The 24,763-nt window shown below is 69.1% G+C and carries 20 protein-coding genes and 1 pseudogene; 15 read left to right on the top strand and 6 right to left on the bottom strand.

Annotation, left to right across the window (positions count from 1 at the left end):
• Positions 1–4 precede the first annotated feature (4 nt).
• The 12 genes from murC to nrdR all read left to right on the top strand — a co-directional run bounded on the left by murC (position 5) and on the right by nrdR (position 13,503).
• The gene (murC, locus tag ACFFIO_RS11985; protein WP_378042208.1) at positions 5–1,471 is read left to right on the top strand and encodes a UDP-N-acetylmuramate--L-alanine ligase; all 1,467 of its coding nucleotides are present in this window, start codon (positions 5–7) and stop codon (positions 1,469–1,471) included.
• 167 nt (positions 1,472–1,638) lie between these two features.
• Positions 1,639–2,319, top strand: a complete 681-nt coding sequence (locus ACFFIO_RS11990; RefSeq protein ID WP_378042059.1) for a cell division protein FtsQ/DivIB — start codon at positions 1,639–1,641, stop codon at positions 2,317–2,319.
• A gap of 223 nt (positions 2,320–2,542) precedes the next feature.
• Positions 2,543–3,757 carry a cell division protein FtsZ gene (gene ftsZ, locus ACFFIO_RS11995; RefSeq protein ID WP_378042060.1) on the top strand — a complete coding sequence of 405 codons (1,215 nt, stop codon included), beginning with the start codon at positions 2,543–2,545 and terminating at the stop codon, positions 3,755–3,757.
• Positions 3,758–3,787: 30 nt separating this feature from the next.
• Positions 3,788–4,762, top strand: a complete 975-nt coding sequence (locus ACFFIO_RS12000) for a purine nucleoside phosphorylase YfiH/LACC1 family protein (RefSeq protein WP_378042062.1) — start codon at positions 3,788–3,790, stop codon at positions 4,760–4,762.
• 10 nt (positions 4,763–4,772) lie between these two features.
• Positions 4,773–5,555 (top strand): YggS family pyridoxal phosphate-dependent enzyme, encoded by a 783-nt coding sequence (locus ACFFIO_RS12005; RefSeq protein WP_378042064.1) that lies wholly within the window; start codon positions 4,773–4,775, stop codon positions 5,553–5,555.
• A gap of 80 nt (positions 5,556–5,635) precedes the next feature.
• Positions 5,636–6,202: a cell division protein SepF gene (locus ACFFIO_RS12010; protein WP_378042066.1), complete on the top strand. Its 567-nt coding sequence runs from the start codon at positions 5,636–5,638 to the stop codon at positions 6,200–6,202.
• A gap of 55 nt (positions 6,203–6,257) precedes the next feature.
• Entirely contained in the window at positions 6,258–6,560 is a 303-nt protein-coding gene (locus ACFFIO_RS12015) for a YggT family protein (protein WP_115931479.1), read from the top strand.
• A 108-nt stretch (positions 6,561–6,668) separates the two neighbouring features.
• The gene (locus ACFFIO_RS12020; RefSeq protein WP_378042068.1) at positions 6,669–7,451 is read left to right on the top strand and encodes a DivIVA domain-containing protein; all 783 of its coding nucleotides are present in this window, start codon (positions 6,669–6,671) and stop codon (positions 7,449–7,451) included.
• Between the two features lie 158 nt (positions 7,452–7,609).
• The gene (lspA, locus tag ACFFIO_RS12025; protein ID WP_378042069.1) at positions 7,610–8,224 is read left to right on the top strand and encodes a signal peptidase II; all 615 of its coding nucleotides are present in this window, start codon (positions 7,610–7,612) and stop codon (positions 8,222–8,224) included.
• Positions 8,208–9,170, top strand: a complete 963-nt coding sequence (locus ACFFIO_RS12030; protein ID WP_378042071.1) for an RluA family pseudouridine synthase — start codon at positions 8,208–8,210, stop codon at positions 9,168–9,170. The genes lspA and ACFFIO_RS12030 overlap by 17 nt, the downstream gene beginning before the upstream one ends.
• 100 nt (positions 9,171–9,270) lie before the next feature.
• On the top strand, positions 9,271–12,873 hold the full coding sequence (dnaE, locus tag ACFFIO_RS12035; RefSeq protein WP_378042073.1) for a DNA polymerase III subunit alpha: 3,603 nt from the start codon (positions 9,271–9,273) through the stop codon (positions 12,871–12,873).
• A 132-nt stretch (positions 12,874–13,005) separates the two neighbouring features.
• Complete coding sequence (nrdR, locus tag ACFFIO_RS12040; RefSeq protein WP_159551341.1) at positions 13,006–13,503, top strand: transcriptional regulator NrdR; 498 nt, start codon at positions 13,006–13,008, stop codon at positions 13,501–13,503.
• Between the two features lie 264 nt (positions 13,504–13,767).
• On the opposite strand, the pseudogene ppgK reads toward nrdR, so the two are convergent.
• Both ppgK and map read right to left on the bottom strand, forming a co-directional pair.
• Positions 13,768–14,553: pseudogene (ppgK, locus tag ACFFIO_RS12045) on the bottom strand (polyphosphate--glucose phosphotransferase); the annotation flags it as partial.
• A gap of 51 nt (positions 14,554–14,604) precedes the next feature.
• Positions 14,605–15,576 carry a type I methionyl aminopeptidase gene (map, locus tag ACFFIO_RS12050; protein WP_378042075.1) on the bottom strand — a complete coding sequence of 324 codons (972 nt, stop codon included), beginning with the start codon at positions 15,574–15,576 and terminating at the stop codon, positions 14,605–14,607.
• 64 nt (positions 15,577–15,640) lie between these two features.
• On the opposite strand from map, the gene ACFFIO_RS12055 reads away from it, so the two are divergent.
• A complete protein-coding gene (locus tag ACFFIO_RS12055) occupies positions 15,641–15,811 on the top strand; it encodes an SPOR domain-containing protein (protein ID WP_378042077.1) in 171 nt (56 codons plus the stop codon).
• Positions 15,812–15,821: 10 nt separating this feature from the next.
• Here the strand turns inward: ACFFIO_RS12055 and panB are convergent, their stop codons facing one another.
• Positions 15,822–16,664 (bottom strand): 3-methyl-2-oxobutanoate hydroxymethyltransferase, encoded by an 843-nt coding sequence (panB, locus tag ACFFIO_RS12060; protein WP_378042079.1) that lies wholly within the window; start codon positions 16,662–16,664, stop codon positions 15,822–15,824.
• A 94-nt stretch (positions 16,665–16,758) separates the two neighbouring features.
• On the opposite strand from panB, the gene glnA (ACFFIO_RS12065) reads away from it, so the two are divergent.
• Together glnA (ACFFIO_RS12065) and ACFFIO_RS12070 are read left to right on the top strand one after the other, a co-directional pair.
• On the top strand, positions 16,759–18,099 hold the full coding sequence (gene glnA / locus ACFFIO_RS12065) for a type I glutamate--ammonia ligase (protein ID WP_378042080.1): 1,341 nt from the start codon (positions 16,759–16,761) through the stop codon (positions 18,097–18,099).
• 6 nt (positions 18,100–18,105) lie between these two features.
• Positions 18,106–21,300, top strand: a complete 3,195-nt coding sequence (locus tag ACFFIO_RS12070) for a bifunctional [glutamine synthetase] adenylyltransferase/[glutamine synthetase]-adenylyl-L-tyrosine phosphorylase (RefSeq protein ID WP_378042082.1) — start codon at positions 18,106–18,108, stop codon at positions 21,298–21,300.
• Positions 21,301–21,340: 40 nt separating this feature from the next.
• On the opposite strand, the gene ACFFIO_RS12075 is transcribed toward ACFFIO_RS12070, so the two are convergent.
• From ACFFIO_RS12075 to glnA (ACFFIO_RS12085), 3 genes are all read right to left on the bottom strand, one after another.
• Positions 21,341–21,931, bottom strand: a complete 591-nt coding sequence (locus ACFFIO_RS12075) for a hypothetical protein (RefSeq protein ID WP_378042084.1) — start codon at positions 21,929–21,931, stop codon at positions 21,341–21,343.
• A 94-nt stretch (positions 21,932–22,025) separates the two neighbouring features.
• Complete coding sequence (locus ACFFIO_RS12080; protein WP_378042086.1) at positions 22,026–23,009, bottom strand: LLM class flavin-dependent oxidoreductase; 984 nt, start codon at positions 23,007–23,009, stop codon at positions 22,026–22,028.
• 200 nt (positions 23,010–23,209) lie between these two features.
• Positions 23,210–24,634 carry a type I glutamate--ammonia ligase gene (gene glnA / locus ACFFIO_RS12085; protein WP_378042088.1) on the bottom strand — a complete coding sequence of 475 codons (1,425 nt, stop codon included), beginning with the start codon at positions 24,632–24,634 and terminating at the stop codon, positions 23,210–23,212.
• Between the last annotated feature and the right edge of the window lie 129 nt (positions 24,635–24,763).

Below are 24,763 nucleotides of genomic sequence, written 5' to 3' on the forward strand. Positions count from 1 at the left end.
ATCGATGCCCCCTGCCCTGGCCGAGCTGGGGCGGGTCCACTTCCTCGGCCTCGGCGGGGTGGGCGTCTCCGGCATTGCCCGGATCATGCAGCAGCTCGGCGTCGAGATCTCGGGAACGGACGCCAAGGACCTGCCGGTCATGCGGGAACTGGAGACGGCCGGAGCCACCGTCTTCGTGGGCTACGACGCCACGCACCTCGACCTCCTCGCCCAGGACGGCGGGGGAGCGGTGGGCACCGTCATCGCCTCCTCCATCGCAGGCCCGGGCAATCCCGAGTACGACGCCGCCGTGGATCGAGGGATCCCGGTGCTCCACCGCTCCGAGGGTTTGGCCGCGGCCATGTCCGGCCACCGTGTCCTTGCCGTGGCCGGCACCCACGGCAAGACCACCACGTCCTCCATGGCCGCCATGGCCTTCTCCGACGCCGGCGCCGACCCCACCTTCGCGGTCGGGGCCGCCGTGGCCGGGCTGGGCACCAATGCCATGGCCGGCGGGGGCGAGTGGTTCATCGCCGAGGCCGATGAATCGGACGGCACCCTGCTGAACTACCGCCCGGAGATCGCCATCCTGACCAACGTGGAGGCCGACCACCTCGACTTCTACGGCTCGGTGGAGGCCGTCACCGAGGTGTTCCGGGATTTCATCCGGCTCCTGCCCCCCGAGGGCGTCCTGGTGGCCTGCGCGGACGACGCCGGCGCGCGAGATGCCGCGGAATGGGCCCGCACCGAAGCAGTCGACGGCCGTCCTTCGCCCAGGGTGGCCACCTATGGATCGGACCCCGCCCGGGCCGATGACCTGGTGCTGGTGGACAGTGCGCTGGCTGAGCTGTCCGGTGGCACCGGACAGCGGCTCACGTACCGGTGGGCGGATGGAACGACGACGGCCCTGACCCTGGCCGTGCCCGGGCGGCACAACGCGCTCAATGCGGCAGCGGTACTCCTGTCCGCCCGGCACGCCGGCCTCGACGTCGGTGCCGCGGCGCGCGGGCTCGAGGCCTTCCGGGGCACGGCACGCCGCTTCGAGTACCGCGGCGAGGCCGCCGGAGTCCGGGTCTTCGACGACTACGCCCACCATCCGACCGAGGTGGCCGCCGCCATCGCCGCCGGACGGACCGTGGCCGGCGGGAACCGCGTCCACGTGCTCTTCCAGCCCCACCTGTTCTCGCGCACCCGCGACTTCGCGGAGGGCTTCGCCGCGGCGCTCTCGGCGGCGGACGGGGTCCGGGTGCTGCCGGTCTACCCGGCGCGGGAGGAGCCGATCGACGGCGTCGACTCCTCGCTCATCGCCGATCGGGTCCGCACGGAACTGCCGGGGTCGACGACCGTGCCCGCGGACGCGCCGGCCGCCGTCGCCTCCCTGGTGTCCGCGGCACAGCCCGGTGACGTCATCCTCACGATGGGGGCCGGGGACGTCACGGCCCAGGGCGGTGCGGTACTGGCGGCCCTGACAGGACAGGCGGGACGCGCGTGACAGACGAGAGGACCCCCACCAGCAGACCGGCCACGTCGGCTACGTCGGACCAGGCTGGTGCTTCGGCTTTTTCAGTTTCTTCTGCTTCTGAGGACACCGCCCGGCCCGCGGACAATGTGGTCGAGTTCCCAGAGACGCAGGGACAGGCCCGTAGGCGGCACCGCAGGGTGTGGTTGATCGGCGGGGCCGGTGCCCTGGTGCTGTTGGGCATCCTCGGCGCGGTGCTGTATTTCTCCCCGGTGCTGGCCATCCAGCAGATCAAGGTCACCGGGACGGACCTCCTGGAGCAGAGCCGTGCCGAGGAGCTGCTGGAGCCGGTCATCGGGGAGCCGCTGCCGCAGGTCGGCCAGCGGACCGTTGAGGACCTGGTGGGCGGGGAGCCGGCCGTGGACACGGTCCGGGTCCATGCCGAGCCCCCCAACTCGTTGTCGGTCGAGATCGTGGAGCATCAACCGGTGGCCATGGTTCCGAAGGGGGACAGCCACGTCCTGTACTCAGCGAGCGGGGAGGCCCTGGCCACCCTGTCCGGGGAGCGGGCCTCCACCTTCCAGCTGCCCAGCGTGTCCAGCGCGGAGGATGTCAGCGATCCCGAGGTCTTCGACGCGATCACCTCGGTCCTGGGTACGCTGCCCGAGCCGATCCGCACCCGCATGGAGTCAGCCTCCGCGGAGACCGTGGACTCGGTCACCCTCCAGCTGACGGACGGCAGGACGGTCCTCTGGGGCAACGCGGACAAGGGGGCCCGGAAGGCCCAGGTCCTCGAGGCCCTCTTGAACGTTCCCGAGGACGAGGAGGCGCCGATCCGGGAGTTCGACGTCTCCACGCCGGACCGGCCCGTGACCCGGTGACGTCCGGATTCAGCGTCAGCTGGGGACGCCACGGCGACACACCGGACGCGGGTCTTTGCACGAACGCCGCCAGCACCATAACGTTTCAACCAGAAGACAGGTTGACATAACAATAACCTTCAACCTGAACGTTAAGCCAACCTGAGTGGCCGGGACGCGCGCTGGGCGTCACCGTCACCACCGGGTACCAAGACAGACAGACACCGAGCAAGGGACAAATACCGTGGCAGCACCGCAGAACTACCTGGCCGTCATCAAGGTCGTCGGCATCGGCGGCGCCGGCGTGAACGCCGTCAACCGCATGATCGACGTCGGACTCCGCGGCGTGGAGTTCATCGCCATCAACACGGACGCCCAGGCGCTGCTCATGAGTGATGCCGACGTGAAGCTGGACGTGGGCCGCGAGCTCACCCGCGGCCTCGGCGCCGGCGCCAACCCCGAGGTCGGCCGCCAGGCCGCCGAGGACCACGCCGAGGAGATCGAAGAGGTCCTGCGCGGCGCGGACATGGTGTTCGTGACCGCAGGCGAGGGCGGCGGCACCGGCACCGGCGGTGCTCCCGTGGTCGCCCGCATCGCCCGCTCGCTCGGCGCCCTGACCATCGGTGTCGTCACCCGCCCCTTCACCTTCGAGGGCCGCCGCCGCGCCGGCTCGGCCGAGAGCGGCATCGACGCCCTGCGGGACGAGGTCGACACCCTCATCGTCATCCCGAACGACCGGCTGCTGTCCATCTCGGACCGCAACGTCTCCGTGCTGGACGCCTTCAAGTCCGCGGACCAGGTCCTGCTGTCCGGTGTCCAGGGCATCACGGACCTGATCACCACTCCGGGCCTGATCAACCTCGACTTCGCGGACGTGAAGTCCGTCATGCAGGGCGCCGGCTCCGCCCTCATGGGCATCGGTTCGGCCCAGGGTGAGGATCGCGCCGTCAAGGCGGCCGAGCTGGCCATCGCCTCCCCGCTGCTGGAGGCCTCGATCGACGGCGCACACGGCGTGCTGCTGTCCATCCAGGGCGGTTCCGACCTGGGCCTGTTCGAGATCAACGAAGCAGCCCGCCTGGTCCAGGAGGTCGCCCACCCGGAGGCGAACATCATCTTCGGCGCTGTCATCGACGACGCGCTGGGCGACGAGGCCCGCATCACGGTTATCGCCGCCGGCTTCGACCAGGTCGATGCCACCTCCGCGCCGTCCGGCGGCTTCAACACCGGCACCAAGCCGCAGGGCCAGCAGTCCGGGCTGCCGGCCCAGAACGGTGCGGCGCAGGTGCCGCACCAGCCCGTTCCGAACCAGCCCGTCCCGGCCGCCCAGGAGGCCGCGCCGCAGCCCGAGACCTCCGGCTACAAGGCCGAGCCCGCCCAGCAGGACCTGCCGACCGTCGTCGAGCCGGACCTGTCCGGTGCCGGCCGTGACGACCTCGATGTCCCCGACTTCCTGAAGTAGTCACCGGGCGACGACCGTGCCGGAGGCATCGTGAGCGACAACCGGCGACCGGCCGGGGCCATGACGGCCCCGGCCGGTCCGTTCCTGTTCCGGGCCCATCCCGGCCCCGGCCTCGAGGTGGCCTTCACCAGCGTCGACGCCGGCAATCTCGCCTTCCATGTCAGCGGTACGCCTGCAGCGGGGAGCAAGAGCAACAAGGGTGACGGCAGCATCACGGGGGGCGACGGCGGCGCAGGGGACTCACGCGAGCGGGTCCGGGCGTCCCGCCGCGGGGTCGAGGCCGCCTTGGGCGTTCCGTCCGGACGCACCGAATACCTCACGCAGGTGCACTCGGCGCGGGTGGTGCCGGCTGCCGGCCGCGGCTGGGGTGAATCGCCCGCTGCAGAGGAAGCCGACGCCCTCATCAGCCCGACCGGCCGGGATCCGTTGGCCATCATGGTGGCGGACTGCCTGCCCGTGGTGTTCGCATCCCGCCGCTCCGTGGAATCGCCCGCAGCCGTCGGCAGGGACGGCCGTGCCGGGGCGTCCGGGCCAGGGGCCGGCGGCGCGAACCCCCTGACGGGTCCGACAGCGGTGGCGCATGCCGGCCGGCGGGGCCTGCTCGACGGAATCCTGCAGAACACGGTGGAGATGATGCGGCGCGAGGGCTCCGGCCACGAGCCGGGAGACATCCAGGCCTGGATCGGCCCGGCCATCTGCGGCCGGTGCTACGAGGTCCCCGAGCAGATGCGTCTGGACGGTTCCGCTCAGATCCCCGCCACCCACTCCACGACCACATGGGGGACTCCGGCACTGGACCTGCCGGCCGGAGCCCAGGCCGTGCTGGAATCGCTCGGCGTCGCGGTGCACCGCAGCCCGGTCTGCACCCGGGAGGATCCGCGGCTCTTCTCACATCGACGTGATCCCGGCCGAGGGCGGTTCATCGGGCTGGTGTGGCGGCGCGAGGAAGGGCAGGGCACAAGCCCTGGTGAGGGCAGTGAAGGCAGCGAAGGCAGCGAAGGATGAGTACACCGGAATGACGGACACGGACCGCCCGCAGGACGAGCGCACGGCGGAACTGGGGCGACGCCTGACTGCGGTGCACCGCCGGATCGCCGCGGCGGTCGCCGCGGCCGGCCGGCAGGACACCCCGGACCTGGTGGTCGTCACCAAGTTCCATCCGGCAGCCGACGTGCGCAGACTGCACTCCTGCGGCGTGCGCCACGTGGGCGAGAACCGCGACCAGGAGGCCAGAGGCAAGGCCGCCGAGGTCGCCGACCTGGCCGAGGCCGGACTCGAGTGGCACTTCATCGGCCAGTTGCAGTCGAACAAGGCCAAGTACGTGGTGCGCTACGCCTCGGCAGTGCACTCGGTGGACCGGGTCTCCCTCGTGGAGGCGCTCTCCTCGGCGATGGACCGGGAGCAGGGGCGACGTCGCGAGGCGGGGGAGCCGATGCGCCCGCCGATGGACTGCCTGATCCAGGTGGACCTGGACGGCCGGTCCGCCGAGGACCGCCCCGCGGGAATCGGGTCGCGGGGTGGCGCCCATCCCGACGAGGTGTCCGCGCTGGCGGCCGCGATCTCCCAGGCCGAGGGGCTCAGGCTCCGTGGTGTCATGGCGGTGGCACCCGTGGGGCTGGACCCTGTGCCGGCCTTCCATCTCCTCCGGCGGATCTCCGGAGTGGTGTCGGCAGCCCATCCGGGGGCCACCTGGATCTCGGCCGGCATGAGCCAGGACCTGGAACAGGCCGTGGCGTCCGGAGCGACACACCTGAGGATCGGCACTGATGTCCTCGGGCCGCGCCCCGACGTGGGTTAACCTCGAAGGTGTCTGCTTCGACAGCGGACGACGCAGGGCCCGGAGCAGGCCGGGCGGATTCCACACGGTGAGGATGTTCGATGGCTGGTGCACTGAAGAAGACCATGATCTACCTCGGGCTCGCCGATGGCGAGGAGCAGTACGAGGAAGACCAGCGGGCGGCCGAACAGCCCCGCCGGCAGGAGCGGGCCGAGCGCCACGCCCCCGTCGAGACCGCTGAGCCGGCCGACGACTGGGAGGACGAGGTCCGGGAGGACCGCCCCCAGCCGATGCGTGCGGCCCACCCCCAGCCGGTCGAGCGTGAGTACCGGGCACCCGTCACCCCCATCAAGCGGGCCACCCAGTCCCGGGAAGAGGCCCCTGCCGTGCGACAGATCACCACCGTGCACCCGCGTTCCTACAACGACGCCAAGCTCATCGGCGAGTCCTTCCGCGGGGGTATCCCGGTCATCATGAACGTGACGGACATGAGCGAGGCCGATGCGAAGCGCCTGGTGGACTTCTCCGCCGGCCTGGTGTTCGGCCTGCACGGTTCCATCGAGCGCGTCACCAACAAGGTGTTCCTGCTGACGCCGGCCACCGTCCAGGTCCTGGGCGAGGACTCCTCGGAGACCGAAGACCAGGCCCACTTCTTCAACCAGAGCTGACACCGCACCGGCAGGGCTTCCCTGCCGGGAGCATGACGGTGTGGAATAGGCTGCCGTGACCCTGATCTTCTCCCTTCTCTACCTTGTCCTGGCACTGGTTCAGTTCCTGCTGCTGATCCGGATCGTCTTCGACGTGGTGCAGTCCTTCGCGCGCTCCTGGCGGCCGAAGGGCATCCTGCTGATGGTCGCATCCACCGTGTACACCGTGACCGACCCGCCCCTGCGCTGGCTCCGGTCCAAGATCCCGCCGGTGAATCTCGGCGGAATCGGCATCGACGTGGCGTTCCTGATCCTCTTCGTCGTCGTCGTCCTGCTGAAGTCCATCGTCGCTGCCCTTGCCGTGGGCACGTTGGGCTGATGGTAGCCTGAAGAACAGTGTGGCCTCGGCATGCAGACCTGTATGCGGGTGGCCACAAGAAGACCGTTGCCCCTCGAGGGCAGACCAAATACGTATTGGGGTGACCACATGGCTCTGACGCCGGAAGATGTTGTCAACAAGCGGTTCCAGCCGACGAAATTTCGGGAAGGCTACGACCAGGACGAGGTTGACGACTTCCTGGACGAGATCGTGGTCGAACTGCGTCGTCTGAACCAGGAGAACGACGAGCTGCGCCGCAAGGTGTCGGACCTGCAGTCCGGCGGAAGCGGCGAGTCCGCTGTTCCGGCTCCGGTGTCGGCTGAGGCCGCCGAGGACCAAGACACCCAGGTCAAGGCCGGGGCTGCCCAAGAGGCCGTGGAGTCCACGGACACCACCGAGTCCGCCCAGACCGAGGACACCCCCGACACTGCTCCGTCCACCGCGGCGCCTGCCGCTGGTGCGGCGGTCCCGGCTGCCGTCTCCGAGCCCACCGTCACCGAGTCTGCCCCGGCTGCCGGCGCCACCGCCGCCCAGGCGGCCGCCACGCCGGTCTCCGGCGCGTCTGAGTCCACGGCCACGTCCGCCGCAGGCGTGCTGGCCATGGCCCAGAAGCTGCATGACGACTACGTGGCCGAGGGCCAGACCAAGCGCGAGGAGATCATCCAGGAGGCCCAGACCGAGGCCAACGGGCTGGTCAATGACGCCCAGGAGAAGTCCCGGAAGACGCTGGCCGACCTCGAGGAGAAGAAGTCGGTGCTGGAGCGCAAGGTGGAGCAGCTCAAGGGCTTCGAGCGCGACTACCGCGCTCGCCTGAAGGCCTACATCGAGGGCCAGCTCCGCGACCTGCAGAACCAGGGACCGATCCAGGACGAGGCCACCGCCTCGAACTGACCCCGCGACCCGGCCTGCCGGGCCCGACGCGAGTCGACCCCACTGACACAGATCCGGGCCGGCCATGGTGGACCACCATGGCCGGCCCGCTTCTGTTCCCGACCACCATCCCTGTCCGGCACAGGACAGCACCGGACCGCACCGAAGGACGCCACCGCGTGACCGACATTGAGCCCAGCCGCCCCGCCGGTCCAGAGGACACCACCGCAACGGCCCCGAAGCGTCATCGTGCGTGGATCGCCGTCCTGGTGTTCGCCGTGGGCTACGTCTTCGACCAGCTCACCAAGCGCTGGGTCGAGAGCACCATGACCGAGGGGCAGGTCACGGACGTCCTGGCTCCCCTGCTCCGGTGGCACTTCATCCGCAATCCGGGTGCCGCGTTCTCCATCGGCGAGGAGCACACCTGGATTTTCACCATCATCCAGTCTGCGGTGGCCGTCGTCGTGGTGGTGCTGTTGTTCCGGGTCCGCTCGACCCTGTGGGCCGTGGCCCTGGGCGGACTGCTGGGTGGAGTCCTGGGCAACCTGACGGACCGCCTGTTCAGGCCGCCGGGCTTCGGTGTGGGACACGTGGTCGACTTCATCGCCTTGCCGAACTTCGCCATCTTCAACATCGCGGACTCGTTGATCGTCTGCTCCATGATCGGCATCGTCCTGCTGATGTTCAGGGGACTGCAGCTCGACGGCACCCGCGAAATGCCCGAGAAGGGCGAGGGCGCGGGGACAGCCGAGGCCGGTAACGCCACCGGGCAGGGCCGTGACGCAGACTCCTGAACCCGGCGAGGCCGTCGTCGTCCCCCAGGAGCACGAGGTGGGCCGGAGGGTGGACGCGGTCTTAGCCGTGGCCCTCGGGATCTCGCGTACGAAGGCTGCGGCCTGGTGCGCGGCCGGCCTCGTGGCCGAACGTGCCGCCGGGACGCCCGGGCCGGCACGGACCGTGCAGAAATCCGCCAGGGTCGCGGCCGGGACCGAACTCCTGGTGGACATCCAGGAGGAACCGAACCCGCTCGATGTGAAGGTGGAGATCGTGGAGGACCTGAGAATCCTGGCGGACGACCCGGACTACGTGGTGGTGGACAAGCCCGTCGGCGTGGCCGCCCACCCGTCTCCGGGCTGGGTGGGCCCCACTGTCGTCGGGGGACTGGCCGGGGCCGGCTACCGCATCTCGACGTCCGGTGCCCCGGAGCGCCAGGGGATCGTGCACCGGCTGGACGTGGGCACCTCAGGGATCATGGTGGTCGCCAAATCGGAGCGCGCCTACACCGTGCTCAAGGACGCGTTCCGCGACCGCACCCCGGAGAAGACCTACCACGCGGTGGTGCAGGGCCTGCCGGATCCCCTGAACGGGACCATCGACGCCCCGATCGGCCGCCACCCCGGTCACGACTGGAAGTTCGCCGTGCTCGAGGGCGGCCGGGACTCCATCACCCGGTACCAGACCCTCGAGGCCTTCGGCCGGGCGACCCTGGTGGAGGTCAAGCTCGAGACCGGGCGGACCCACCAGATCCGCGTGCACTTCTCGGCTCTGCGCCACCCCTGTGCAGGGGATCTGACCTACGGCGCCGATCCCCGGCTGGCAGCGGAGTTGGGGCTGACGCGGCAATGGCTGCACGCCCACCGGCTCGGGTTCTCCCATCCGGTGACCGGGGAATGGGTGGACTACGAGAGCCCCTACCCGCAGGACCTCGTCTATGCCTTGGGCGTGTTGCGCGGGGAGTAACTAATCTGGATGATCGACGCGATCAGCATGACCACCATGATCGACGCTGTCGGCACGAACGGCAGCAGGTAGCAAGCAGGGCAGTAGGGAAGTGCGGAGCATGACGGCCACCACGGATATGGCACAGGAAGCAGCTGCAACGAAGAAGGACGGCGGGTTCACCCACCTCCACGTCCACACCGAGTACTCGATGCTGGACGGCGCGGCCAAGCTCAGCGAGCTCTTCGACGAGACGAAGCGGCTGGGCATGGACTCGATCGCCATCACCGACCACGGCTACCTCTTCGGGGCCTTTGACTTCTGGAAGAAGGCCACCGATGCCGGCGTCAAGCCGATCATCGGGCTGGAGGCCTACCTGACGCCCGGACAGCTGCACCGCTCGGACAAGACGAAGGTCCGGTGGGGTGAGCAGCATCAGCGGGGGGACGACGTCTCCGGTGGTGGCGCCATCACGCACATGACCCTGCTGTCGAAGAACAACAAGGGCATGCACAACCTGTTCCGGGCCGGCTCGATCGCCTCCCTGGACTCGGTCTACGCGAAATGGCCGCGCATCGACCGGGAGCTGCTCTCCACTTACTCCGAGGGTCTGATCGGCACCACCGGCTGCCCCTCGGGCGAGATCCAGACGCGGCTGCGGCTGGGCCAGTACAACGAGGCCCGGGAGGCCGCCGCCGAGTTCCAGGACATCTTCGGCCGGGAGAATTTCTACTGCGAGCTGATGATGCACGGCCTGGACATCGAGAAGCGGGTCATCAAGGACCTGCTCAAGCTGTCCAAGGACCTGCAGATCCCGCTCGTGGCGTCCAACGACCTGCACTACACGCACGAGCACGACTCCAAGCCCCACGAGGCACTGCTGGCCATCCAGTCCGGGTCCAACCTGCTCGAGCCCACCTACGACCAGGGCGGGTCCCGCTTCGCCCTGTCCGGCACCGAGTACTACGTGAAGTCCCCGCGGCAGATGCGGGACCTGTTCTCCGAGTTCCCGGAGGCCTGCGACAACACACTGCTGATCGCCGAGCAGTGCGAGGTCTCCTTCGACACTGAGGCGAACTACATGCCGAAGTTCCCCTGCCCGCCGGGGGAGGACGAGACCACGTGGCTGACGAAGGAGGTCGCCACCGGGTTGAAGTTCCGCTACCCCGACGGCGTCCCGTCCCACGTGCGCAAGCAGGCCGACTACGAGCTGGACGTCATCCTCTCGATGGGCTTCCCGGGCTACTTCCTCGTGGTGGCCGACTTCATCAACTGGGCCAAGAACAACGGCATCCGGGTGGGGCCGGGACGTGGCTCCGGCGCCGGCTCCATGGTCGCCTACGCGCTGAAGATCACCGAGCTCGACCCGCTGGAGCACGGGTTGATCTTCGAGCGCTTCCTCAACCCGGACCGCGTGTCCATGCCCGACTTCGACGTCGACTTCGATGATCGCCGCCGCTCCGAGGTGATCGACTACGTCACCGAGAAGTACGGCGACGAGCGCGTCTCCATGATCGTCACCTACGGCACCATCAAGACGAAGCAGGCCCTCAAGGACTCTGCCCGCGTGATGGGCTTCCCCTTCTCCATGGGTGAGTCCCTGACCAAGGCCCTGCCGCCGGCTGTCATGGCCAAGGACATCCCGCTGAAGGACATCGAGGACAAGAAGTCGCAGCGGTACGGTGAGGCCGGTGAGTTCCGTGAGCTCGTCGCCACGGATCCGGACGCGGCCAAGGTCTTCGAGACCGCCAAGGGCGTCGAGGGGCTGAAGCGGCAGTGGGGCGTGCACGCCGCGGGTGTGATCATGTCCTCCGAGCCGATCATCGACGTCATCCCGATCATGCGCCGCCTGCAGGACGGCCAGGTGATCACCCAGTTCGACTACCCCACGGCGGAGGGCCTGGGGCTGATCAAGATGGACTTCCTCGGCCTGAGGAACCTGACGATCATCTCGGACGCGATCGAGAACATCCAGATGAACCAGGACTTCACCCTGGACCTGGAGTCCCTCACGTTCGACGACCAGGCGTCCTACGAGCTGCTGGCTCGGGGCGACACCCTGGGCGTGTTCCAGCTCGACGGCGGCCCCATGCGCTCGCTGCTGAAGATGATGAAGCCGGACAACTTCGAGGACATCTCGGCCACCATCGCGCTGTACCGCCCGGGGCCCATGGGTGCGAACTCGCACACCAACTACGCCCTGCGCAAGAACGGCCAGCAGGAGATCACCCCGATCCACCCGGAGCTCGAGGAACCCCTCGCGGAGATCCTGGGCACGACCTACGGCCTGATCGTGTATCAGGAGCAGGTCATGGCGATCGCCCAGAAGGTGGCCGGCTTCTCGCTCGGGCAGGCGGACATCCTGCGCCGCGCCATGGGCAAGAAGAAGAAGTCGGAGCTGGACAAGCAGTACGTCGGGTTCCACCAGGGCATGATCGACCACGGCTACTCCGAGGCCGCCATCAAGGCCCTGTGGGACATTCTGCTTCCGTTCTCGGACTACGCCTTCAACAAGGCGCACTCGGCCGCCTACGGGCTGGTGTCCTACTGGACCGCCTACCTGAAGGCGCACTACCCGGCCGAGTACATGGCCGCCCTGCTCACCTCCGTGGGTGATGACAAGGACAAGATGGCGATGTACCTCAACGAGTGCCGCCACATGGGCATCTCGGTGCTCCCACCGGACGTCAACGAGTCCAGCCTCTACTTCACCTCGGTGGGCAAGGACATCCGCTTCGGCATGGGCGCCGTGCGCAACGTGGGTGCCAACGCCGTGGCCGGGATCGTCGCCGCCCGCGAGGAGAAGGGGAAATTCACCTCGTTCCAGGACTTCTTCAAGAAGGTCCCGGCCGTCGTGTGCAACAAGCGCACCATCGAATCCCTCATCAAGGCCGGCGGCTACGACTCGCTCGGCTACCCCCGCAGGGCCCTGCTGGCCGTGCACGAGGAGGCCACGGACGGCGCCGTGGCGCAGAAGCGCCAGGAGGCCAACAACCAGTTCGACTTCTTCTCCCTGCTGGAGGATGAGGGGGGCGACGTCGGCGATGCCGGGTTCGGGATCGAGGTCCCGAACATGCCGGAATGGGACAAGAACGACAAGCTCACCTTCGAGCGCGAGATGCTCGGCCTCTACGTCTCCGACCATCCCCTGCAGGGGCTGGACGGCGTGCTCGCCCAGCATGCGGACATCTCCATCACCCACATCCTCTCCGACGACGGCCCGTCCGACGGCGCGATGGTCACCATCGCCGGGCTCATCACGAGCCTCGAGCGGCGCATCGCCAAGAGCTCGGGCAACGCCTACGCGCGTACGGAGATCGAGGACCTGGGCGCCTCGATGGACGTCATGTTCTTCGGCAAGGCCTATGCGCCGATCGCCACGATGCTGGCCCAGGACCTCGTGGTGGCCGTCAAGGGCCGCGTGCAGCGGCGTGATGACGGGTCGATCTCCCTGAGCGCCCAGGAGTTGACCATCCCGGACCTCTCGGACGGCCACTCCGGCCCGGTCTCGCTGACCATGCCCGGTTTCAAGGCGAACGAGACCGTGGTCTCCGCCCTGGGGGACGTGCTCAAGACCCACCCGGGGACCACCGAGGTCCGGCTCAAGCTGACGGGGGCACGCACCATGGAGGTCATGCAGCTCGGCGCCGACTTCCGGGTCAGCCCGAATCCGGCCCTCTTCGGAGACCTCAAGGTGCTGCTGGGACCGGCCTGCCTCGAATAGGGAACGGGCAGCCTCTCCCATCCGTGGTGTCGCTCATCGAAGAACACCACTACATCTGGTAATGGCACGGTTGTTATTCACTGGGTCGTCCGACTATGATGGAGTGGTCCACCGGCGGAGGAAGGGGAAGTCATGCACTGTCCCTTCTGCCGTCATGAGGACTCCCGTGTGGTGGACTCCCGCTCGTTGGACGACGGCTCTGCCATCCGTCGGCGCCGTCAATGCCAGTCCTGTGGGAAGCGTTTCACCACCATGGAGACCACGGCCCTGACGGTGGTCAAGCGGTCCGGGGTGGCCGAACCCTTCGACCGCTCCAAGATCATCAACGGTGTCCGCAAGGCCTGCCAGGGGCGTCCGGTCACCAGCGACGACCTGGCCATGCTGGCCCAGGAGGTCGAGGAGACCATCCGGGCCACGGGCAACGCCGAGGTGGACGCCCACGAGGTGGGGCTCGCGATCCTCGAGCCGTTGCGCCGCCTGGACCAGGTGGCCTACCTCCGGTTCGCCTCCGTGTACCAGGCCTTCGACTCGCTGGACGACTTCGCCGGCGCCATCGAGGACCTGCGGTCCGCCGGCACGGCGTCGGACACCGCCACCCCGGCCCTGCAGCCGCGGTTGTTCACCCGCTGACGCGGAAGGCCCCACGGGGCGATGAGACTGCCGATGGCGGCTCCGGAGGGGAAGCCGGAGCCGCCATCGGCCACCACCTGCGGTCCGTGGCTACGTCGCCTTCTTGACGGCCTTCTTCGCCGCCTTCCGGACGGCCCTGCCCGTGTCCTTCCCGGAGTCCGAACCATCGACCGACTCCTTCGCCATCGCCCGGTCGGCGGCCTTCCGGGCGGTGCCGAGCAGGGCCTGCCGGGTGGCGGTTCCGGCCAGCGCGTCCGTGGCCCAGAGCGCGGCCCCCACGATGCCCGCGTTGTTCTTCAAGGCCGCCGGGACGATCGGGGCCCGCAGGTCAAGCAGCGGCAGGTAGTCGTCCGGGCGTTTGGAGATGCCCCCGCCCACGATGATCAGGTCCGGGTAGAAGATGCGCTCCACGTAGGAGAAGTACCTCTGGAGCCGTTCGGCGTAGGCCGGCCAGTCCAGTCCCTCGCGTTCCCGCGCCGCGGCGGAGGCACGGGTCTCGGCCACGGCCCCGTCGAGTTCGATCGTGCCCAGCTCGAGGTTGGGGACCAGTTCGCCGTCCCGGAACAGCCCCGCCCCGATCCCCGTGCCCAGGGTGATGACCAGGACCGTTCCCTGCACGCCGGCGCCGGCGCCGTAGCGGACCTCGGCCAGGCCGGCGGCATCGGCGTCGTTCACGGTGGAGACCGGCCGCTTCAGCGCCTCGGAGAACAGCTCGTCCACCTCGGTGCCGATCCAGGAGGCGTCCATGTTGGTCGCGGTGAGGCAGACCCCCTGGTGGATGACGGCCGGGAAGTCGATGCCCACGGGCAGGGCGCGGGACGGGGCGCCCGGGCGGGCATCCAGTTCGTCCACGATCTGGGTCAATACGCCGGCCACGGCCTCGGGGCGGGCCGGCTGCGGGGTGGGGACGCGGAACCTCTCACCCACCAGCCGGCCGGTCTTCGGTCCCTCGCCCAGCTGGACGATCCCGCCCTTCATCCCGGTGCCGCCGACGTCGACGCCGAGGGTGGTGAACAGGCCGCTGGCCGGGTCGGTGGTCTTCTTCGCCATGGTGCGCTCCGCAGGACGTGGGATCGGTGGGTGGAGTGGACGACGCGCTGCTCAGGGCAGGGTCAGGATCTCGGCGCCGTCGTCCGTGACCACGAGGGTGTGCTCGAACTGTGCGGTGCGCTGACGGTCCCGGGTGACCACGGTCCAGTCGTCGTCCCACATGTCCCAGCGGATGGTGCCGAGGGTGATCATCGGCTCGATGGTGAAGACCATGCCGGGGACCATCACGGTGTTGTGCGCAGGGGCGGCATCGAAGTGGGGGATGACGAGCCCGGAGTGGAAGTCACGGCCCACGCCGTGGCCGATGAAGTCCCGGACCACCCCATAGCCGAAGCGTTTGGCATAGGACTCGATGGCCCGGCCGATGACGTTGACCTCGCGACCGGGCTTCACGGCCTTGATACCGCGCATCATGGCCTCGTGGGTGCGCTCCACCAGCAGCTGGGACTCCGCGTCCACGGTGCCGACCAGGTAGGTCATGTTGTGGTCCCCGTGGTGCCCGTCCAGGTACGCCGTGATGTCGAGGTTGATGATGTCCCCGTCCTCCAGCACGGTGTCATCCGGGATGCCGTGGCAGATCACCTCGTTCAACGAGGTGCAGATGGCCTTCGGGAAGCCCTTGTAGCCGAGGCAGGACGGGTAGGCGCCGTGATCGCAGATGAACTCGTGCGCGATCCGGTCCAGTTCCGCCGTGGTGACGCCGGGGGCGATGTGCCGGGCGGCCTCCTCCATGGCCTGGGCGGCGATCCGGCCGGCCGCGCGGATCTTCTCGATCCCCTCGGCATCGTAGACGTCGGAGCCGTTGCCCTCGTCCGCCGTGGTCCGTCCCACGTACTCCGGCCGCTCGATGTGCGCCGGAACGGGAAGGGCGGGCGCGACGACGCCCGGCGTCAGGGTGCCCACCGGCGCCTTGGAACCCGGTTCGCCCCGCATCGGGCCCTCCGGGGCGGGACCGTTGTGGCTGGTCGAGGGCGCCGGGGCGGTCGAGGCGGGACGGGTGTTCGTCTGAGGGCTGTGGGACATGACTCGATCCTATCGCCGCCGAGGGCACCGGGTGGGCCGGCTGGAGCGCCGATAGGGTGGGCCCATGAGCGAATACTGGTACAACGTCGTCACGAAGCAGGTCGAGGAAGGCCCGCAGTCAGACTGGTCGAAGCTGCTGGGGCCCTACCAGTCCCGCACTGAGGCCGAGGGCGCCATCGCGCAGGTGCAGGCGAACAACGAGCGCTGGGATGACGCGGAGGAGGAGGAAGGGTAGGCCGGCCCGATCAGGACTCGAAGCCGTGCTCGGCTGCCGGGAACGTGCCCTCGAGCACGTCCCGGCGGTAGTCGGTGACCGCCGCTGAGACCACCGAGTGCAGGTCCGCGTACTGCTTCACGAAGCGCGGCATCCTGCCGGTCCGCAGGCCGAGCATGTCCTGCCACACCAGGACCTGGCCGGTGGTGGTGGGCCCGGCACCGATGCCGACGGTGGGCACGCGCAGCGCCTCGTCCACCTGGCGGGCGATGTCCGAGGGGACCATCTCCATCAGCACGGCGAAGGCACCGGCATCCTGCAGCACCGTCGCCTCGCGCACCATCGCCTCCGCGGCGCCCTCGGTGCGGCCCTGGACCCGGTACCCACCCAGGACGTTCTCGGACTGGGGGGTGAAGCCGATGTGGGCCATGACGGGGACTCCGGCGTCCGTCATCATGCGCACGTGCTCGGCGTAGCGGACGCCCCCTTCCATCTTCACGGCGTGGACGCCGGCCTCCTTGACGAGCCGGATGGCGCTCTCGGTTCCCTGCTGGGGGGACAGCTCATAGGAGCCGAAGGGCAGATCGCACAGCACCATGGCGTGCCGGGTGCCGCGGACCACGGATCCGGCGTAGACGATCATCTCGTCGAGCGTGATCGGCAGGGTGGTGGCATGGCCCATCATGGTGTTGGCCGCCGAGTCACCCACCAGGATCGTCTCGATGCCCGCGTCGTCGAAGACCTGGGCCATCTGGAAGTCGTACGCCGTGAGCATCGCGAAGCGCCGGCCCTCATCCTTGGCCTTCTGGAGGTGCACGGTGCGGTAGCGGGCAGGAGTCGGTGCGGCGTAGGGCGCGGTTTCTTTCTCAGCCATGGCCGCAGTCTAGCGGCCCGTCATCCGGCGCTGACCGGGCCCGGCACACTACAGTGGGAGCATTCGCACGATCCGACAGGAGGCCGCCAGAGACATGGATCGCCAACAGGAGTTTGTCCTCAGGACCATAGAGGACCGGGACGTGCGTTTCGTGCGACTGTGGTTCACCGACGTGACCGGCACGCTGAAGTCGGTCGCGTTGGCACCGGCCGAGGTCGAGGGGGCCTTCGCCGAGGGCCTGGGCTTCGACGGGTCCTCGATCGACGGGTACACCCGGATCTTCGAGTCGGACATGCTGCTGCAGCCGGACCCCTCGACCTTCCAGATCCTGCCGTGGCGCGGCGAGGACGAGCCCACCTCACGGATGTTCTGTGACGTGCTCACTCCGGACGGGGAGCCCTCCGCCGCCGATCCCCGCCAGGTGCTGCGCCGTCAGCTGTCCCGCGCCGCGGACATGGGCTTCACGTTCTACACGCACCCCGAGATCGAGTTCTACCTCCTCCAGTCCAAGGACCCCGGACCGGACGGCCAGCCCATCCCGGTGGACCAGGCCGGGTACTTCGACCACGAGCCCGGCGGCGTCGCCACGGACTTCCGCCGCCACGCGGTCAACATGCTCGAGGCGATCGGCATCTCGGTGGAGTTCAGCCACCACGAGTCCGGCCCCGGCCAGAACGAGATCGACCTGCGCTACGCGGATGCCCTGCAGACGGCCGACAACATCATGACGTTCCGCACCGTGATCAAGGAGGTCGCCCAGCTCCAGGGCAACTACGCGACCTTCATGCCGAAGCCGTTCGGCCAGCATGCCGGCTCCGGGATGCACACCCACTTCTCCCTGTTCGAGGGCGATTCGAACGCCTTCTTTGAGCCCAGTGCCGAGTTCCACCTCTCCACCACGGGACGCCGGTTCATCGCCGGGCTGCTGCACCACAGCATGGAGATCACGGCCATCACCAACCAGTTCGTGAACTCGTACAAGCGCCTCTGGGGCGGCGGGGAGGCCCCGTCCTACGTGTCCTGGGGCCACAACAACCGTTCCGCCCTGGTCCGCGTCCCCCTCTACAAGCCGGACAAGGCCGGCTCGGCCCGCGTCGAGTACCGCGGGATCGATGCCTCCGCGAACCCGTACCTGACCTACGCGGTCCTCCTGGCCGCCGGCCTGAAGGGAATCGAGGAGGAGTACGAGTTGCCGGAGGCCGCCGCCGAGGACATCAGCGCGCTCACCTCCACGGAACGCCGGGCCCTGGGCCACCACCCGCTGCCCGGTACCCTGCATGACGCCCTGCGGATCATGGAGGACTCCGAGTTCGTGGCCGAGGTGCTGGGGGAGACGGTCTTCGAGAACTTCCTGCGGAACAAGCGTCAGGAGTGGGACGAGTACCGGGTCGAGGTCACGCCGTTCGAACTGCAGCGCAACCTCGGCATCCTCTGATCCGGCATGATCACCCCGGCATCGGAGAATAGCGGGCCCGGACGGAAGTCCCTGGTCAGTGCCGGCTTCTCCGACTGGGCCCGCGCCCAGGAGCTGTTGGCCTCCCCGGAACTGGGATCCCTGGACCAGCAGGAGATCGTGCGCATCCTCGCGAACGCCCCGGACCCGGACCAGGCCCTGATCCTGTTCGTCCGACTGCTGGAGCGGGCCCCGGCCCTGGCAGGGGTGCTGGAGGACCCGGCGCGCTCCCGGGCGGTGGCACGACTGCTGGGCGCCTCCGAGGCGCTGGGGGAGTTCCTCATCCGCCGGCCGGACCACATCGACCTGCTCGTGGACCCGGCCGCTGCCGCCCGCACCGCTCCCGTCCTGGGACCGGACGGCCTCGCGGCTGACACGGCCCCGTTGCGGACTCTGCTCCTGGAGGCGGTCGGTGCGGATGCCACCGCGGCCCGTCCGGTGGCCACGCTCCGCGGCAAGGAGGCGGCCGCGGCCCTGAGGATCGCCTATCGCCGGCAGCTCACGGCCCTGGCCATCCAGGACCTGACCGTGCGGGACCCGCGGGCGGCCGAGCCGGCGGTCTCGGCCTGGCTGGCCGATCTGGCCGGCGCCGCGATCGAGGCCGGCCTCGCCGCCGCCCGGGCGGACGCCGTCGAGCAGTACGGCCAGGACGCCGACCGGGTGGACCTCGCCGTCATCGGGATGGGCAAATGCGGCGCGCGGGAACTGAACTACATCTCGGACGTGGACGTCATCTTCGTCCACGCCTCGTCCCTGGAGGACGATCACCACGCGGCGGTCATCGCCACGGCCCTGGCCGCCGGGATCTCGAAGTACACCACCGCGGCGGCCCCCGAACAGGGCCTGTGGGAGATCGACGCGAACCTGCGCCCCGAGGGCAAGGACGGGGTGCTGTCCCGAACGGTGGAGTCCCATGGGGAGTACTACCGCCGCTGGGCTCACACGTGGGAGTTCCAGGCCCTGCTCAAGGCCCGGCCCATCGCCGGCGATCGGGAACTGGGCCGGGAGTACATCGACGCGATCTGGCCGCTGGTCTGGACCAGCTCGGAGCGGGACGGCTTCGTCTCCTCCGTCCAGCAGATGCGGCGCCGGGTCCTGGACAACATCGCCCACCAGAACCGGGACCGGGAGATCAAGCTGGGCGCCGGCGGCCTGCGGGACGTGGAGTTCACCGTCCAGCTGCTCCAGCTCGTCCACGGCAAGACCGAGGAGTCCGTCCGCGTCCGGAACACCCTGGACGCCATCGACGCCCTGGAGAACAGCTCCTACATCGGGCGCTCGGACGCCGAGTCCTTCGCCGGCGCCTACCGGTACCTGAGGCTGCTGGAGCACCGGATCCAGCTGGTCCACCTGCGCCGGACGCACCTCATGCCGGACAAGCCGCACGCCCTGTGGGTCCTGGCCCGGGCGGCCAAGGGCCCCGGTGAACCCGGCCCCTCGGATGCCGCGGCCCTGACCTCACTGTGGAAGCGGACCCGCAAGGCGGTGCGCTCCCTGCACGAGAAGATCTTCTACCGGCCGCTGCTGTCCACCACGGCGGCGCTGTCCGCCGATGAGGCCAAACTGACCCCGGAGGCGGTGCGCCAGCGCCTCGCCGCCCTGGGCTACCAGGATCCGGCCGGCGCGGTGAATCACATCGAGGCCCTCACCACCGGGGTGTCCCGCCGCGCGGCGCTGCAGCGCCAACTGCTGCCGGTGATGCTCGGCTGGTTGGCCAACGGCCCCAATCCCGACGGCGGCCTGCTGGGATTCCGCCGGCTCTCGGAATCGCTGGGCTCCTCCCCGTGGTTCCTGGGCATGCTGCGGGACTCCTCGGCGGCCGCCGAGCGGCTGTGCCAGATCCTCTCGCTCTCCTCCTACATCTCGGACATGCTGGAGCATCTGCCAGAGGCCGCCGCCTGGCTGGGACGGGACCGCGAGCTGGTCCCCATGCCGTTCGAGACGCAGTGGCAGGAGATCCAGGCCAAGATGTCCCGGCATCCTGATCCGGAGGAGGCGATCCGCCAGATCCGGCTCATCCGACAGAGGGAGATCCTGCGGACCGCGATCGCCGACGCCTCCGGGCTGCTGGACCAGGACACCGTGGGCCGTGCCCTCTCCGACGCCGACCGCGCGGCCGTGCTGGGTGCGCTGCACGTTGCGGAGAACTCCCTCTTCGGCCACCCCGACCAGCGAACGGGGCGCCCGGGCGGTCCGGCGGACACCGGGGCCGTCTCGAACGGGTCGACCGGGTCGGACAGCAGCGGCACCACCACCGCGAACAGGACCAACACGGCGAATGGCCCGGCCGCGGTCCGGAACGTCGAACTCACGGACCTGCTGGTGGTGGCCATGGGACGCCAGGGGGGCCGGGAGATCGCCTACGGCTCCGACCTGGATGTCCTGTTCGTCCACCGGCCCCATGACGGTGCCGACCCGGAAGCCGCCCAACGGCAGGCCGTGGAGCTGTCCAAGCTCGTGATGTCCCTCCTGACCCGGCCGTGCAAGCCGCCGGTGCTGGGCGAGCGACCGCTGGTGATGGATGCGGACCTGCGGCCGGAGGGCAAGAAGGGACCGTTGGCGCGGTCCCTGGACTCCTTCCGCGAGTACTACCGCCGTTGGGCAGAGATCTGGGAGGTGCAGGCACTGCTGAAGGCCCGGCCGGTGGCCGGCAGCGCCGAGCTGGCCGAGGAGTTCACCATCTGGGCGGACTCCGTGCGCTACGCCGGGGACCCCGGACCGGCGGCCATCCGCGAGATCCGCCGGATCAAGGCCCGCGTGGAGGCCGAACGGCTGCCGCGCGGGGCGGACCCGGCCCGGCACCTGAAGTTGGGCCGTGGCGGCCTCACGGACGTCGAGTGGCTGATCCAGACCTTGCAGCTGCAGCATTCCGCCGAGTATCCCGCGCTCCGGACGACGTCCAGCATGGCGGCCTTGAAGGCCCTCGTCCAGGAGCGACTCCTCCCGGCCGAGGACGCCGAGGTGCTGGACCGCGCGTGGCACCTGGCGACCCGGATCCGGGCTGGGAACATCGTCTGGTCCGGCAAGCCCTCGGACATGTTGCCCGCCAAGCGCCAGGACCTGGAGGCCGTGGCCCGGTGGTGCGGCTACGAGCTCGGCCAGGCGGCCCAGCTGGAGGAGGACTACCTGCGGTCCACCCGTCACGCCCGGCAGGTCTTCGAGAAGCACTTCTACGGGATCTGAGCGTCCCCCGACCTGTTCGCCTCTCGGCAGCAGGGTGACGTCAGGGCGTGGGTGAGAAGGCCGCTCGGGAGGCGGTGAAGCCGGTCCCGTCCGGCAACCTGCAGGTGATCCCGTCCTCCGCGGAATCGCAGCGGACGTCACCGACCTCCAGGGCCTGGCCGTACTCGAGCGCGTGGGCCGCGGCATCGAAGAAGACCCCCTCGCGCTGGCAACCCGCCTCCGCCACCTCCTCGCGGGTGATGGCCACCCACGGGCCGTTCGAGTCGGGGTCGTCACAGGCCGGAAGACTCTCCACTACGTCACGGGCGTGGCACCCGGCCAGGAACCCGGTGCTCCCCTCCGCATCGATGCCGCAGGCCAGGTTTCCGGTGGGGGACTCGAACACGTAGACCCCGGACGTACCGCCCCGGGCGAAGTCGGCGGGATCCACCGTCTCCCCGATCGGCTGCGTCGTCCCCTCAGAACTCTGCTCCGTGCCCGTGCCCGGACCCTGATCCGGACGGGGGCTCCCGGCGGAGGGGGACCGGTGCACCGGTTCGGATGAGCCGGTGGGCGAGGGGTCGGCGCATCCAGCCATCCCGAGGACGGTCAGGGATATCAGGCTCGAAACAAGCAACGGTGTGCGTCTCATGCGACCACCATGACCGTGGGGGCCGGACGGGAAAAGCCCTCAGGCCACGAGGGAGCGGGATCGCAACGGAATCGTCACCCGGCGGCCGCGGGGATCACCGCCGGATGATGTGCTCACCGAGGAGCTCGAGGGTGCGGTGCCGGGCCGCCAGGTCCGGGGCGGCATTGGTGATGATCAGTTCATCGGCCTGGACGCGCTCACGGAACTCATCCAGGTAGGCCTTGACGGTCTCGATGGTGCCCACCGCGGTGTACTTCATCATGGAGAGCACCTGCTCGCCGCCGGCGGAGTGCAGGAGCATGGTGACATCATCCTCGCTCAGGTCACGGCCGCGGCCGAGCATCTGGCGGATGCGGTGACGGTGGGCGATCTCGAGCTGGGCGTGCGCCTCGGCCTCGGTATCCGCTGCGATGACGTTGAGCGCCGCGATGAAGTGCGGTGCGGGGACGCTCTCGGACGGCTCGAACCGCTCCCGGTAGATCGTGGCCGCGTGTTCCAGCATCTGCGGGGCGAAGTGTGAGGCGAAGGAGTAGCCCAGCCCCAGTGCCGCCGCGAGCTGTGCACCGTACTGCGAGGACCCCAGGATGTAGAGCGGGACATTCGTCCCGTGCCCCGGAAAGGCATCCACGCCGGGGATGAGGGACTCTCCCCGGAGATAGCCCTGCAGCTCCTTGATGTCCCGGGGGAAGGTGTCAGCCGCCGAGGGATCGCGGCGCAAGGCCATCATGGTGCGCTGGTCCGTGCCCGGGGCGCGCCCGAGCCCCAGGTCGATCCGGCCGGGATGGATCTCCGCCAGGGTGCCGAACTGCTCGGCGATCACCAGGGGGGAATGGTTCGGCAGCATGATGCCGCCTGAGCCCAGCCGGATCCTCTCGGTGTGGGCGGCCACATGGGCCAGGAGCACCGAGGTGGCGGAGGAGGCGATGGAGGGGAAATTGTGGTGCTCGGCGAACCAGATCCGGTGGAAGCCCTGCTCCTCGGCCTTCTGCGCCAACTCGACACTGGCGGCCACGGCCTCTGCGACGGGCTGTCCGGGCAGGACGGTGGACAGGTCAAGGATGGACAGCGGATAGCTCACAGGGCACCTTTCGCGGGGGTTCTTCCTCCAGGCACAGCCGTGCGGGGTGCGGATCTATTCCCACCAGCCGGCACAGGCCTGCCCAGACCGGCACCAACGACGGCGGCGCCTTCGGTGACCATACAAGGTCACCGAAGGCGCCGCCGTCGTCGAATGCCGTCAGTCAGGCACGTGGTCTCCGGCCTGGGGGCCGGGACCGGTCACACGCCGTAGTAGAGCTCGAACTCGTACGGGTTCGGGCGAATGGACAGCGGGAGGATCTCGTTCTCGCGCTTGTACTCGACCCAGGCCTGGATGAGGTCCTCGGTGAAGACGTCACCGGCCAGCAGGAACTCGTGGTCCTCCTCGAGCGCGCGCAGGGCCTCTTCCAGGGACGCGGGGGCCTTCTGGATGGTGGCGGCCTCCTCGGGGGGCAGCTCGTAGAGGTCCTTGTCGATCGGCTCGGCCGGTTCGATCCGGTTGCGGATGCCGTCCAGGCCGGCCATCAGCTGCGCGGCGAAGGCCAGGTAGGGGTTGCCGGACGGGTCCGGCGCTCGGAACTCCAGGCGCTTGGCCTTGGGGTTGGAGCCGGTGATCGGGATGCGGATGGCGGCGGAGCGGTTGCCCTGCGAGTACACCATGTTGATCGGAGCCTCGAAGCCCTTCACCAGGCGGCGGTAGGAGTTCACCGTGGGGTTGGTGAAGGCCAGGATCGCCGAGGCGTGCTTGAGCAGTCCGCCGATGTACCAGCGGGCGGTGTCCGAGAGGTTGGCGTAGCCCTTCTCGTCGTAGAACAGCGGTTCGCCGGCGTTCCACAGCGACTGGTGGCAGTGCATGCCGGAGCCGTTGTCACCGAAGACCGGCTTCGGCATGAAGGTGGCGGTCTTGCCGAAGGCGTCCGCGGTGTTCTTCACCACGTACTTGAACTTCATCAGGTCATCGGCGGCGTGCGTCAGCGTGTTGAACTTGTAGTTGATCTCCGCCTGGCCGGCGGCGCCGACCTCGTGGTGGGAGCGTTCGACCTCGAGGCCGACCTCGTCCAGGGCCACGCAGATCGCGTCCCGCAGGTCCGCCTGCTTGTCCACGGGGGAGACGGGGAAGTAGCCGCCCTTGACGCCGGTCTTGTGGCCGAGGTTGCCGCCCTCCTCCTGACGGCCGGAGTTCCACCAGGCCTCGTCCGAATCGACGGAGTAGAAGCTGTGGTTCGGCGTGGACTGGTAGCGGACGTCCTCGAAGATGAAGAACTCGGCCTCGGAGGCGAAGTTGGCGGTGTCCGCGATGCCGGTGGAGGCCAGGTACTCCTCAGCCTTCTGGGCGACGCCGCGAGGGTCACGGTGGTACGGCTCGCCGGTCCGCGGGTTGACGATCGAGAAGTTCATCACGAGCGTCTTCTCCACGCGGAAGGGATCGAGGTACGCAGTGGCCACGTCCGGGATCAACTGCATGTCCGATTCGGCGATGCCCTGGAAGCCGCGGATCGAGGAACCGTCAAACAGCTGGCCGTTCACGAAGAAGTCCTCGTCCACCGCCTTCGAGGGGAGGTTGAAGTGCTGCTGGACGCCTGGCAGATCGGTGAAACGGACGTCCACGAAGACGATGTCCTCGTCTTGGATGAACTGCAGGACTTCCTGGGCGGTGCTGAACATCTGGTGTGCTCCTCGGGGTTCGGCTAGTGCCTCCACCTTATCGGGATGCCGTGACCCGATCGTGTCGGATGTGTTTCCGGCGTGTAACGCGGAGTCCACCCACGCCACTGCGGATCGCCCGGACGGCAG

Source organism: Citricoccus parietis (assembly GCF_042433045.1).
GTDB lineage: Bacteria > Actinomycetota > Actinomycetes > Actinomycetales > Micrococcaceae > Citricoccus > Citricoccus parietis.

Bases quoted from the DNA above. Each gene is read 5' to 3' on its own strand.
- glnA (WP_378042080.1), top strand. From the start codon at position 16,759: ATGGATCGCCAACAGGAGTTTGTCCTCAGGACCATAGAGGACCGGGAC.
- panB (WP_378042079.1), bottom strand. From the start codon at position 16,664: ATGGCTGAGAAAGAAACCGCGCCCTACGCCGCACCGACTCCTGCCCGC.
- nrdR (WP_159551341.1), top strand. From the start codon at position 13,006: ATGCACTGTCCCTTCTGCCGTCATGAGGACTCCCGTGTGGTGGACTCC.
- murC (WP_378042208.1), top strand. From the start codon at position 5: ATGCCCCCTGCCCTGGCCGAGCTGGGGCGGGTCCACTTCCTCGGCCTC.
- glnA (WP_378042088.1), bottom strand. From the start codon at position 24,634: ATGTTCAGCACCGCCCAGGAAGTCCTGCAGTTCATCCAAGACGAGGAC.
- dnaE (WP_378042073.1), top strand. From the start codon at position 9,271: ATGACGGCCACCACGGATATGGCACAGGAAGCAGCTGCAACGAAGAAG.
- map (WP_378042075.1), bottom strand. From the start codon at position 15,576: ATGTCCCACAGCCCTCAGACGAACACCCGTCCCGCCTCGACCGCCCCG.
- ACFFIO_RS12070 (WP_378042082.1), top strand. From the start codon at position 18,106: ATGATCACCCCGGCATCGGAGAATAGCGGGCCCGGACGGAAGTCCCTG.
- ACFFIO_RS12005 (WP_378042064.1), top strand. From the start codon at position 4,773: ATGACGGACACGGACCGCCCGCAGGACGAGCGCACGGCGGAACTGGGG.
- ACFFIO_RS12075 (WP_378042084.1), bottom strand. From the start codon at position 21,931: ATGAGACGCACACCGTTGCTTGTTTCGAGCCTGATATCCCTGACCGTC.
- ACFFIO_RS12010 (WP_378042066.1), top strand. From the start codon at position 5,636: ATGGCTGGTGCACTGAAGAAGACCATGATCTACCTCGGGCTCGCCGAT.
- ACFFIO_RS12020 (WP_378042068.1), top strand. From the start codon at position 6,669: ATGGCTCTGACGCCGGAAGATGTTGTCAACAAGCGGTTCCAGCCGACG.
- ACFFIO_RS12055 (WP_378042077.1), top strand. From the start codon at position 15,641: ATGAGCGAATACTGGTACAACGTCGTCACGAAGCAGGTCGAGGAAGGC.